Genomic DNA, 12,392 nt, shown 5'->3' on the forward strand with positions numbered 1-12,392 from the left:
TCAAATCGCAGACGCGATCATTACTATTTCTCCGCGGTTTATTCATTAAAAAGGCTTAGAATAAAACGGCTTAAGTGTTGTACTCGATTGATTTCAGGGCCCAGTCAATCAGCTACTGCCGCCCTGATCAGGCACCTGGATACGCCGATCAATCACCGCTCCCACAGGAACCCTGATGAGCAACAATAAAGATTTGGAACAGAGCCAGGAATTGGCCAATCAAACTCTCGACTGGCTCAAATCCAACAAGGTCAAAGCCGTACCGTCCCATTACAGCGTCGGCTATGAGCATATCAGCGGTCAAAACCCGGGCCTGAGCTTCCGCTTATCCCAATTCAACAGCAAAGGCGACAGCTTGGCCGTCGAACTTGATAAGCTCTATCAAGAACATTTCGGCTGCCACACCGACGAGCGGCTGGACGAGTTTCGCGCCGGTTTACAACAGATCCTGCAGCAGGTCCTTAGCCTTACCGAACGCCCCCAGGCGGAAGCCAAACACTTCCACCAGACGCTGGTACATTCCAAAGAGATACTCAGTGACGAGTCCACCGATCTGGACGGGGTCCTAGATGTTATCCAACACCTGGTCACTGAGACCCAGCGTATGGATACCTCTATCTGCGCGATGGAAACCGAGCTTCGCCAGACAAACGACGAAGTTTCACTGTTGAAAGAGCAGTACGATCAGGTTCGATCAGAAGTCTTCACCGATCCACTGACCGGTGTATCTAACCGACGCGGACTTGACAGCGCACTACGAAAACTGACCGCGGACGGCACTCAACAGCCGAACCTATCGGTACTGATGATCGACCTGGATAACTTCAAGCCATTCAATGATAAACACGGCCATCTGGTCGGCGACCAGGTTCTCTGTTTTGCCGCCAAAATTCTTAAGAATGCAACTCGAGGCTCCGACCTGATCTCACGCTACGGCGGCGACGAGTTTGCGGTCATCCTGCCCGATACCAAGGTGCAGGAAGCCAAAACCGTGGCCTTCAACATCCTTAAACGATTCCAGTCCAATACCATTAAACGCCGCAGCAGCCGTGAAGTGCTGGGAACCCTATCTGCCTCGGTGGGAGTCGCGGAGCTGCACCCCGACGAAACCCTTGAAGAGATGATGGAACGAGCGGACCGGGGGTTGTTCGCCTCCAAACGGAATGGTCGAAACCAGGTCACTGCGCTACCGAAGCTCTGAGCGACAGCCCCGCTCAAAATGAGCCAAAAAAAACGCCGCAATTTGCGGCGTTTTTTTTGACTTACCATCCCTGTTAGAGACTCTTAAAGACTCCGAACTGATCAGCATTGAGCCAGAAGTGCACCCAAATACTGGCCACATATCCCAGAAAGATCACCGGGGCCCATTTCAAGTGGCCAAAGAAGGTGTAATACCCCCGCGCCTGCCCCATCAAGGCGACCCCGGCTGCCGAACCGATCGATAGCAGACTGCCCCCAACCCCGGCGGTCAAGGTGATCAATAACCAATGCCCCTGGGACATCGCCGGCTCCATCGTCAACACGGCAAACATCACCGGTATGTTATCAACAACCGCAGAGATGATTCCGAGGGCGATATTGGCACTGCTGGCATCCCACTGGGTATACATCAGGTCCGACATCATCGCCAAATATCCCATAAAGCCCAGCCCCCCGACACAGACGATAACTCCGTAGAAGAACAGCAGGGTATCCCACTCGGCCCGGGCGACCCGGTTGAACACATCGAACGGCACCACACTACCAAGGCGCTTCAGACGCTCGCTGTCCCCGGCCTCTTCGGCCATTTTACGCTTCTTCGCTAACGAACCCGCCAGGGTCATCCGCAGGAAATAGCCGAAGAACTGCAGATAGCCCAGACCCGCCATCATGCCGAGTACCGGCGGCAGGTGCAGGAACAGATGGCAACTGACTGCAGTCGCGATCGTCAACAGGAACAAACCGAGAATTCGGTGCGCACCGCGCTTGAGTTCAACCACCTCATTGCTGGGCTCGGGGCTACGATCTTCGATGAAGAAACTCATCACCAGCGCCGGCACCATAAAGTTGACCAGCGACGGGAAAAACAGCACGAAGAACTCCTGAAACTCCACCAATCCGGCCTGCCATACCATCAGCGTGGTGATGTCACCAAACGGACTGAAAGCGCCACCGGCATTAGCGGCAACCACGATATTGATGCAACTCAGGTTGATAAAACGACGATCCCCCTCGGCCACCTTCATCACCACCGCACACATCAGCAACGCCGTGGTCAGGTTATCGGCGATCGGAGAGATAAAGAAAGCCAGGAAGCCGGTAAGCCAGAACAGGGTTCGGTAGTTAAAGCCCTTACGCACCATCCAACTTCGGAGTGCATCAAAGACACGCCGCTCCTCCAGCGCATTTATGTAAGTCATCGCCACCAGCAGGAACAGCATCAACTCGGAGAACTCCAGCAGCGTATGCTTATAGGCTTCCTCGACCACATGCTCTACGCCCTGCTGAATGTAAAACCAGCCGATCAAAGCCCAGATTACCCCGGCGGCCACCAGCACCGGTTTCGATTTTCGTAGATGGAGTTTCTCTTCCAGCATCACCACCACATAGGCGATACAGAAGACAAACAGCGCAATATAGCCGATACCGCTGTCAGTCAGATCTATCGGCCCCACCGACGCCATGGCAGGCCAGGCACCCAACAACATCAAGACAAATAGAAACCAAGCGACAGGCTTTACTGATACAAGGTCTGACATAGGCCCCCTCCGACACGTCACGACACTAGACTTAGTTTGGCCGAACACCGGCACTGAAAATGCGATGTTCTTTGTTATTACCGACAGATCTACAGCCGGGCAAGCAGCCTATAACAACGCTGAGATCCTTGACTGCTTTCCAACGAAACGACAAAACCGATCCCCAAATAGGTATTCATCGCTGATATCAAAATCGTTTATCTGTTATCTATATCGAAGAAGCGGCTCGCAGGGCAATTCAACCATCGATATAAAAGCCTCTTCACAGAGTTAAATCTTAACTACAACGGCTCAGAATTTACCGGGGCGCCACAAGCAACAATTCGATACGTTCAGACGGAATTGCGCTCAGATAAGCCGGTGCCAGAGCCCCAACCCCGAAGACCTCTATTCGGCCCGACTCAATCCCGGCATCCAGCAACCGCTGTTGCAGCCTTAACGCCAACTCGATTGAACGCTGTCGCTGTTGCGCGATGCTTTGGCCCTGGTCACTATGACCCACCAGCTGCAATCGCACATTTTGGCGTTTTTGCATCAACGCAAGCACCCCTCCAAATCCAGCATCGTCAGCATCCATCAGATAGACACGCTGCCTCTGTTGCAGCAGCTTCAGCACTTCATCAGCCGCTTCGGTCTGGACCACCTGGGTTGATTGCGAAGCCAATGGTTCGACTAGGTCCAGTTGTACATAGACCCGCTTATTGCCCCGCTTGACCGTATAGAACGCCAGATGAAGAGGTCCCGGTTCCGCTTCAAAGCGCAGGGCCTGGTAGTACTGTTCCCGATCAATACCGTAAAGCCGCTGGATACCAAACTGATAGTTGGCCCACTGGTCACTATCACCGCAGTTTCTTCCCTCGCAACGGTACAATACCTCTGCGCCCAGGTTTTTAAACTCAGCGGAAAAGTGCCTAAACGCCTCGTGGCTGCTGCGCCCCGAGGGCAAGCGGTAGGTGAGCCGGGTTAGCCGGCCGGACAGGTACTGTGCCGACTGGGGAGAGATCACACCGTTAATCTTCTTCATCTTACCCGTCGCCAGACGGTACTCGGGAACAGTCGCCTGACTGTAGTCGACGACCCAGGAGTTGGGATAGCGTTGCACCAAACTTAGATCGCTTGAACCGGAGACATCAGTCGCAGCCTTAGCCGAAACAGCAAAGATACAACCAAGCAGAAGCCCTATTAAATACATCAGCTGCCGACTGTTGCGGCTGTTGCTAGCAAGACTTTTCATTGACGCCTGCACCACTCCTAGACTCCGATAAAAACCGCTGTTCCAGACAATCTCCAACCTTACAGCGCCTGATCCATCAGTAGGTTAATGAGTTAAAGTCCGTTATTATCAGCCCCTTATCAACGAGGGCAGATATCCATGATCAGCTTAGCAGATCCCGTTTCAGAACAGCGATTTAATCGAGCTTTGTTCGTTCTTTTCGGGATACTTTTTCTGCTAGCACCCCTCTACTACCAACACAACCTTGGCGGCGAAGGGCTGTTTCTTCCCTTCAATAACACCGTTTGGATCGCCGCAGTCTTTGTGATTGCAACGGGCTTACTGAAACTGGGCTATAGCGGCCTGGTTCGTATTCCCAAGATGACGGTCGCGATCCTGTTTTTTTTGACCGTTACAACCCTGGTTGGTGCGATAGGCACAGTTTCTGAACCCACCTCATGGATGTTCCGAAGCCTGTCGATCTGGGGTGGCATGCTGCTGTTCTTCAGTCTGGCGCAGTTCCGCTTAAATCGTCGTCAGCGTGATAATCTGCTCTACATATTGATGGGATCGGCCTTACTCCAGGCGTTTTACTGCCTAGTCCATCTACTGGTATTAGACTCTCCACCCGACTGGATGAGCCAATCTGCCGGAATCCCTCGAGGAATTTTTCAGCAGCAGAATCTGGCTGCCAGCTATCTGGCAACCGGACTGCTAATCGCCATTTTTTTATCCACGGTGCCCTCGTTCCGGCATCGAAACATTTTCTTAAAAGCCATCGTCTTACTCAGCATCTTCCTCTGCAGCCTGATCGTGATAACCAGCGGCTCCCGTACCGGCATTTTGGCGATCTTTGGCGGTATGCTACTGATTTTTGCCAGCCGATATCGGCAGCTGTTGCGGAATCGTGGCAGAGGTTTATTACTGGCTTCAGTTTTCTTGACTCTAGGTGTTCTGGCCGGAAATCAGATTGACAGCAAGACCGGCGGCCTGACGCAGGGGCTGGAAAAGCTTAGCCAGGCTTCCCGGACATCTGAAGACCCAACCCGCAACGATGTCCGCCGGATGATGTACGACTCCAGTCTTGAGCTGATTCTGGAGAAACCTATTTTCGGTCATGGTATCGGTCGTTTTCAGCCGGTCTGGCACGACAAAAAAGCGACCTATCTGGAAGCGCACCCCGATGCGGCAATCCTGGCCCCCCGTCTCAGCCATCCCCATAACGAGCTTCTTTACTGGGGTGTTGAAGGGGGCTTGATCGCACTAAGCGGGATTGTGGTGCTGACGCTGGCTTTTCTGAAGGTCTGCTTCGGACTAGGCTGGCAACGGGGCGGCGCCTATCTAGCACTGTTACTGCCGATCACGCTACACACTCAGGTTGAGCTGCCGTTCTATATCTCTCAGCTGCACTGGCTGTTGTTTATCAGCCTGATCGCCATTGTTGCCACCCATCGAGTGACCACCAAGGCATTCCAGCTAAGCCGTTACGCCCGTGCCTGTATGCTCGGTCTGGGTATCAGTCTGCCGGTACTGGCGGCGATTTTCTTCAGCCACAGCCTGCTGGCGAGTCGAATGATTTTTCAGTTTAACATTGCGCAAACAAAGAGCTTTGAACTACTCGACATTCCCTCGCGCAATATCTACTTCGCAAATACCGCCGATTTTATTCGGATGCAGACACTGCTGAACTACGCCATCAAGACCGACAACATCGAGATCACCGAAGAATATACCCGCTGGGCCGAACAGCGCCTGATCCAGATGCCCGATGCGGCATTGTTCTCCGGTCTATCGTTCGCATTTCACCATCTGGGGGATTACCAGCGTAGCTATCAATTGATGCGCCGTGGTCTGAGCATCTACCCCACCACCGAGCTGATGCTGTCGGCTCAAAAAATGCTACAGAAGCTTGATCAGGATAAAGGTCTGCCGATCGGCGTACCTGTTGGGTCAGGAGCGACTATTCATCAGCCTACGAACTGATTCCATCGCTCAGCGAGGATATTCGATCCAGTCCAGGTCCGCACATCCACTTGCAGCTAACGGCATCGACAACTGGGCCAGAGTGCTGGTATCAAAACCGTACTGTCCCGAGTTGTTCGTCAATCGGCTCAACAGTCGACTCAGTAAAGGATTATGGGCCACCAACAAGAGCTTGCCCTGCTGAGGCTGCAACCATTCAACCAGCGCATCTACATCGCTGTCAGGGGTCAGTCCGGAATAAAGTTCTGCACCAGGCAGTCCAGCCAGGGATTCCATCAGTTCCAGGGTTTGCCGGGCACGCAGGTAGGGTGAGACATAAACCCGATCGATACCAACCAGAGCACTCAACCGTTGACGAACTACCTGTCGTGTTTGTTCACGCCCTCGCTCGGTCAACTCTCGCAGCTCATCCGGTGAACTGAAAGCCGCCTCACCATGTCGCATCAACAACAGCTGTAAAGCCATCGCCAGTCAAACCTCGCCGGAGCGATCCAGCAGTTCGAAAGCCACATCATCACCCTGGGCGGCCATCATCATGCCGCCGATCACGCGCTCAACCGGCTGACCTTCGAACACCACTTTATATAGTCCTTGAACCAGCGGCATATAAACCTCCAGCTCATCCGCCTTGGCTTTAACGTATTTGAGCGTGTTGACTCCTTCGGCCACTTCACCCAGCTCTTCAACCGCATCATCCAGATTACGCCCCTGGCCCAGAGCGAAGCCGACCCGGTAATTGCGACTCAGCGGTGACATGCAGGTCACGATCAGATCACCAACCCCGGCCAACCCGAGGAAAGTCAGCGGATCCGCCCCCATCCTTACCGCAAAGCGGCTCATCTCTGCCAAGGAACGGGTCATCAGCATGCTGCGGGTGTTCTCACCCATTCCCAGCGCTGAACTCATGCCGGCAGCGATCGCATAGATATTCTTCAGTGCACCACCCAGCTCAACCCCATACATGTCCGAGCCGGCATATACCCGGAAAAAATCACAGTGCAGGATGGTCTGAATCGTCGTGCAAAGCTCATTGTGTTCGCTGGCGATTACTGTCGCTGTGAGCTGTCGAGTCCCGATCTCCTTCGCCAGGTTCGGACCGCTGAGAACCCCGACACGACACTGCGGTGCTTCCTCGGCGAGGATCTGACTCATCAGACGAAAGCTGCCCGGCTCGATCCCTTTTGTGGTGCTGATCAGCATCTGTCCGGGTTGCAACAACGGCACAACCTGCTGCACCACTTCCCGGAAGTTACGACTCGGAATGGAGACAAAGACCACCTGGCTACGACTTACCGCATCCAGATCGGTAACGGCTCGATGGCCGGGAGCAAGTTCAAAACCGGGCAGGTAGCGTTTATTCTCCCGCTCCTGGTTCATCTGCTCAGCCTGATCGGCATTTCGCATCCATTGATAGACGTTGTAGCCGTTCAGGGCTGCGATATTAGCCACAGCGGTGCCGAAGCTTCCTCCACCCAAAACACTAATGGTGTTGGCTTCAATACCAGGGTTAGACATTGACGCTTCGCTATCCATGGGCATTATCGTGGCGACTCAAGCAGCTGCTGCTCGGGATGCTGGCAAGGCAGACGACGCCCAATCAATTCTTCGATATCCGGCAACATAAACGCATCGGTTTCACAGGCAAAACTGTAGGAGATACCTTCCGCACCGGCACGACCGGTACGGCCGATACGATGGACGTAATCTTCCGGATCCTCGGGCAGATTGTAGTTGATCACATGACTCACGCCGTCTACATGGATACCCCGCCCGGCAACATCCGTCGCCACCAGCACCTTAATCCGACCACTGCGAAAAGCCTCCAGCGTCTTGACCCGCTGGGCCTGGCTGACCTCACCGGAAAGCATGGCGGTCTCGACCCCGCTGCGCTTCAAACGCTCAGTCAGGCGACGTGTCTGATCTCGGCGATTGGCGAACACCATCACCCGCTCAAGCTCCTGCTGACGTACCAGGTTGTAAAGCAGATTAAACTTTTCCTGCTCACCCACCAGATAAACGATCTGTTCGACGGTATCAGCGGTGAGCTGTTCGGACTCGATCTCAACGGTGACCGCATCCAGCGTCCAGAGCGAAGCCAAATGCATGATCTGATCCGAGAAGGTGGCACTAAACAGCAGGGTCTGACGGTCTTTCTTATGCGGCGTACTTCGGATGATCGCCCGCACATCCGGAATAAAGCCCATACTCAGCATCCGATCAGCTTCATCCAACACCAACACCTCGACACCACTCAGATCCACCTCACCCTTCTGGTTAAAATCGAGCAGTCGACCCGGTGTCGCCACCAGAATGTCGATCTGATTCTGGCGCAACTGACGCTGTTGCTTTTCATAGTCCATGCCACCCACCAGGGTGACGACTTTCATGCCGCTATGCTGGATCAACCCTTCGGCATCGCTGGCGATCTGCATGACCAACTCACGGGTCGGTGCAACAACCAGGGCACGGGGCTTACCGTTGGGACGGCGACCGCCCAGGGGGTAGTCGATCAGATCGGTGATGATACTGATCAGAAAGGCGGCAGTTTTACCGGTCCCGGTCTGGGCCTTACCGATCAGATCCTTGCCTTCCAGAGTATGAACCAGGGTCTGAGCCTGGATCGGGGTACAGTACTGAAATCCCAGATCGGCGATCGCGTGCATCACCGTATCGGGCAGATCCAGATCATGGAAGCGGACCTTGCCCTCTTCGGTTGGTACGACAAACTGGTCCGGGTTCCAGCTCGGCTTAGTCGACGCTTTGGAACGCGGTTTATTGGGCTTGCTGCTCCTGCTGTTTTGATCAGCCTTGCCGGCGTTAGCATCAGGTTTGGAGGGCTTCGGCTTAGCAGGCCGGCGGGAAGCAGTCTCAGTCTTCGGAGATGGCGAGGGAACTTCGGCGGTAGATTTAGATTTTGAAAACCACTTAAACAATGCAACACCTCGTCAACTGAACAAAAGGGTGGTAGAGACCGGCCCTTGAAAGCGCGATATTTTAGAGCATATTCGCAACCGTTCCCATCGGAATTAGACCCCGACCACGCCGATCCTATCCCGGTTCACGACGATAGGGAGGAAGTGCGGCAAGTAGTGCTCGTCCGTAGCGGCGAGAGGTCAACCGATTATCCAGAATAGAGATCTGCCCCTGGTCGGATTCAGCACGCAGCAATCGCCCACAAGCCTGGATCAGTTTAACCGAGGCATCGGGAACCGCGACTTCCATAAAGGGATCACGTCCCTGCTCGCGAATCCACTCATCCAGCGCCTTTTCCACGGGCTGACCGGGTACGGCAAAGGGAATCTTGGCGATCACCACATGACGTAGATAATCGCCGGGAAGATCGACCCCTTCGGCAAATGAGTTCAACCCAAACAGCACCGACCCTTGACCTTCATCGACCCGTTGCTTATGCAGTTTCAGCAAAGCCTGCTTGGAATGATCCCCCTGAGCCAATACCCGACCCGACAATACCGCGCCGAGTCGATCACGTACCGCAAGCATCTGACGCCAGGAACTGAACAGCACCAGTGCGGCCTCATCATCAGCCAGACATCGCTGCAACTCCTCGGCAATCGCTTCGTCGTGGGCCTGGGGATCGGCCGGTGAAGCATCAAGCTTGGGGATTCTCAGCGAAGCCGCCTGCTGGTGGTTAAATGGACTCGGGACCACGGCAAAACGCGAATCCCGGGGCAAACCGCTGCGAAGCTGCAGCTGATCGAATCGGCCCAGCGCGGTCAGCGTGGCCGAGGTGACCACAGCCGCACCGCAGCGTTGCCAGAGTTGTTGATCAAGCGTCTGTGCAGCCAGAATAGGACTACAGCACAACTCCAGCTCCTCTCCTTCCGGACTTTGGTGAAAGCTCAACCATCGGGCTGAAGGTGGCTGGTTGGGACTGTCTTCGGCGATCAACGCCCGCCATAACGCCCGTGCCGCTTCGGATCTTGCCAATAACCGTCCAATCGTTGGATACCAGCGTTCGGCCAGCTCCTTGTCGATCCCGGTGATCGGTTCCGAGATTGCTTCTTTGAGTTTCTCTGTCAAGGTATCCAGTTGCAACTGAAGATCCCGGGCTCGCGGCTCAATCTGCCGCGCCAGCTCCAGAATATCAGCAGGCACCCGCCCCTGAGAGAAACGAAAATGCCGGCTGCCGTCCCGCCGATCATCCTCAGGCAGTTGCGCAATCAGAACCTGAAGTGGCGAGTCGAGCCGCTGCAACAGTTCCAGTGTATCGCTGATCAAAGCATCCAGGCCCGCCTGTCCCCGAACCAGGGTGTCCGGCTCCTTCATCTCCTTGAGCATGCGTTTCAGTGTCTTGGGTAACTGCTTGAGCCAGTTTCGCCAACTGTTGAGCCGCAGTTGACTGTAAAAATGGTTAAGTGCTTTGTCGGCCAGGTGGTGTCCCTCGTCAAACACATAGAGGGTTTCCTCGGGATCGGGCAGTATTGCGCCCCCGCCCAACGACAAGTCGGACATCACCAGATCGTGATTGGCAACAATGCAGTCCGCCTGGTCAAGATCGTTACGAGCCTTGTAAAAACAGCAGGAACTGAAATTGGAGCAGCGCCGATTGGTACACTGGCGATGGTCGGTGGTAACGCCGCTCCAAACATCCTGCGCAATCTCTTCCGGCCAGCTGTCACGCTCGCCATCCCAATCCCCCTTGATGTAACGATCCGCCAACTCTTGGTAGAGATCCAGGGTTTCACTGGGTAATCGTAGCGCCAGCTCATCCTCGTATAGCGCCAGTGTGGGGTTCTGAGCATCACTGGACAGCCATTGGTCGAGCTTGCTCAGGCACAGATAACGCCCCCGCCCCTTAGCCAGGGCATAGTCAAACGAAAGCCCGCTATGCTGACGGAGCTCCGGCAGATCTTTCATGACGATCTGCTCCTGCAGCGCCACCGTCGCAGTGGACAGCACCAGCTTCTTGCCCAAGTGCTTGGCCAGCGGCAGTACGGCTAACAGGTAAGCGACCGTTTTTCCGGTACCGGTACCCGCTTCCACCACACAGATCGGTGGTTGTTGCTCGGTATCCAGCAGCCCTTTGACGATCTCGGCGATCATCAATTTCTGCCCATACCGCGGCTTTAACTCACGGCTTTCCAGGTAAGCACTGTAAGCCTGTTGAATTTCAGTTTTCAGGTGTTCGGGGATATCACTCACGCACTCGAGTTCCGTCGCTTTGTTGCCGTGCAGGCGAAACTAATTTTCCACACTGGCTAGACAACTGTATAAAAACACATATACTGTACAAAAAAACAGTTAGCGGAACCAACCATGATCAAGCTAACCCAGCGTCAAACCGAAGTACTCGACTGCATCCGGCACTATATAGAAACCACCGGATATCCGCCAACACGTGCCGACATCGCCCGTGAGCTCGGCTTTCGCTCTGCCAATGCCGCCGAAGAACACCTCAAGGCATTAGCGCGCAAAGGCGCCATCGAGATGATTCCCGGCACCTCTCGAGGAATCCGTATTCCGGACATGGATACCGAGGGCAGCGAAGCGGGCTTACCAATCGTCGGTCGAGTCGCCGCCGGCCATCCAGTGCTGGCTCAGGAGAATATCGACGAACACTGTGCGGTGCCGGCGGACTTTTTCTCCCCGAAAGCGGACTATTTTCTTCGTGTACAGGGCCTGAGCATGATCGATGCCGGCATTCTTGAAGGCGACCTGCTCGCTGTTCATCAGACCCGCGAAGCCAGAAACGGACAGATCGTTGTCGCCCGACTAGACGATGAAGTTACCGTCAAACGATTCCAGAAAAAGGGATCAAAGGTCCAGCTCATCGCCGAAAATAGAGATTTTGATCCGATCGAGGTTGATCTGAAGCGTCAGGAGCTGACGATTGAAGGCTTAGCCGTCGGCGTACTCAGAAAAGGTAGCTAACCATGATGTCACTGCACTCACAGCGTACAGCTTATCCGGTCACCGCTTACCAACAACAATCGTTAGGCAGCAACAACTCAGGGTTGCCCAACCCTCTCAATCACGGCATGGCGGGTAAAATCACCCAAATCATCATGCCCGATGAAGACGAGTACAACTTCCAGCTGCTGATGCCGTTATTGGCCCAGCTGAGCCGTGATGATCGCTGGTTTGCCTGGATCGCCCCGCCGTTGAAACTGCCCAAGGGTTGGCTGCTGGAAGCCGGTATCGACATCAACAAGATTATGATGCTGCAGCCCAAAGGGGACAACAATACCCTGGAACTGGCCCGCAAAGCCCTGACCACCGGCACCTGCCATGCAGTCATCAGCTGGCCGGGACAGCTGCAGCACGATGAGCTCAGCTTATTGGAACAGGCTGCCAAGCAGGGCAAAAGCCACGCCATTCTGATCCAACCACGCTAGTTCAATTTTCTCAGGCCGGCCTCTCCCCCTTCTCTGGAACATGCCCACTCCGGACTGCTCGGCCAGCGCCCTCATCACCGAGGGCGCTTTTTTACCGCCCCC

At 54.6% G+C, this 12,392-nt stretch carries 10 protein-coding genes; 4 read left to right on the forward strand and 6 right to left on the reverse strand.

All coding sequences use genetic code 11. The features are described 5' to 3' along the window. The first annotated feature begins 175 nt into the window (after nucleotides 1-175). Nucleotides 176-1,201 (forward strand): GGDEF domain-containing protein, encoded by a 1,026-nt coding sequence (locus ACO05M_RS14165; protein ID WP_421864136.1) that lies wholly within the window; start codon nucleotides 176-178, stop codon nucleotides 1,199-1,201. A gap of 73 nt (nucleotides 1,202-1,274) precedes the next feature. Here the strand turns inward: ACO05M_RS14165 and nhaD are convergent, their stop codons facing one another. Next, the gene (nhaD, locus tag ACO05M_RS14170) at nucleotides 1,275-2,738 is read right to left on the reverse strand and encodes a sodium:proton antiporter NhaD (protein WP_421864138.1); all 1,464 of its coding nucleotides are present in this window, start codon (nucleotides 2,736-2,738) and stop codon (nucleotides 1,275-1,277) included. A gap of 298 nt (nucleotides 2,739-3,036) precedes the next feature. Further along, the gene (locus ACO05M_RS14175; RefSeq protein ID WP_421864141.1) at nucleotides 3,037-3,972 is read right to left on the reverse strand and encodes a DUF4892 domain-containing protein; all 936 of its coding nucleotides are present in this window, start codon (nucleotides 3,970-3,972) and stop codon (nucleotides 3,037-3,039) included. Nucleotides 3,973-4,275: 303 nt separating this feature from the next. Here ACO05M_RS14175 and ACO05M_RS14180 point away from each other — a divergent pair, with 303 nt between their 5' ends. Then, entirely contained in the window at nucleotides 4,276-5,934 is a 1,659-nt protein-coding gene (locus tag ACO05M_RS14180; protein WP_421864144.1) for a Wzy polymerase domain-containing protein, read from the forward strand. Between the two features lie 9 nt (nucleotides 5,935-5,943). On the opposite strand, the gene sixA is transcribed toward ACO05M_RS14180, so the two are convergent. The 4 genes from sixA to dinG all read right to left on the reverse strand — a co-directional run bounded on the left by sixA (nucleotide 5,944) and on the right by dinG (nucleotide 11,097). Further along, nucleotides 5,944-6,399 carry a phosphohistidine phosphatase SixA gene (gene sixA / locus ACO05M_RS14185; protein WP_421864147.1) on the reverse strand — a complete coding sequence of 152 codons (456 nt, stop codon included), beginning with the start codon at nucleotides 6,397-6,399 and terminating at the stop codon, nucleotides 5,944-5,946. Between the two features lie 6 nt (nucleotides 6,400-6,405). Next, nucleotides 6,406-7,449 carry an NAD(P)H-dependent glycerol-3-phosphate dehydrogenase gene (locus tag ACO05M_RS14190; RefSeq protein WP_421864148.1) on the reverse strand — a complete coding sequence of 348 codons (1,044 nt, stop codon included), beginning with the start codon at nucleotides 7,447-7,449 and terminating at the stop codon, nucleotides 6,406-6,408. Between the two features lie 23 nt (nucleotides 7,450-7,472). Continuing rightward, the gene (gene rhlB / locus ACO05M_RS14195) at nucleotides 7,473-8,867 is read right to left on the reverse strand and encodes an ATP-dependent RNA helicase RhlB (protein ID WP_421864151.1); all 1,395 of its coding nucleotides are present in this window, start codon (nucleotides 8,865-8,867) and stop codon (nucleotides 7,473-7,475) included. Nucleotides 8,868-8,982: 115 nt separating this feature from the next. Further along, on the reverse strand, nucleotides 8,983-11,097 hold the full coding sequence (gene dinG / locus ACO05M_RS14200) for an ATP-dependent DNA helicase DinG (protein ID WP_421864154.1): 2,115 nt from the start codon (nucleotides 11,095-11,097) through the stop codon (nucleotides 8,983-8,985). A 114-nt stretch (nucleotides 11,098-11,211) separates the two neighbouring features. Between dinG and lexA the strand changes: the two genes are divergently transcribed. Both lexA and ACO05M_RS14210 read left to right on the forward strand, forming a co-directional pair. Then, nucleotides 11,212-11,826 carry a transcriptional repressor LexA gene (gene lexA, locus ACO05M_RS14205; protein ID WP_421864156.1) on the forward strand — a complete coding sequence of 205 codons (615 nt, stop codon included), beginning with the start codon at nucleotides 11,212-11,214 and terminating at the stop codon, nucleotides 11,824-11,826. 2 nt (nucleotides 11,827-11,828) lie between these two features. Continuing rightward, a complete protein-coding gene (locus ACO05M_RS14210) occupies nucleotides 11,829-12,290 on the forward strand; it encodes a cell division inhibitor SulA (protein WP_421864159.1) in 462 nt (153 codons plus the stop codon). The last annotated feature ends 102 nt before the right edge of the window (nucleotides 12,291-12,392 follow it).

Origin of the sequence: Motiliproteus sp., assembly GCF_965230735.1 — a bacterium.
GTDB lineage: Bacteria > Pseudomonadota > Gammaproteobacteria > Pseudomonadales > Balneatricaceae > Motiliproteus.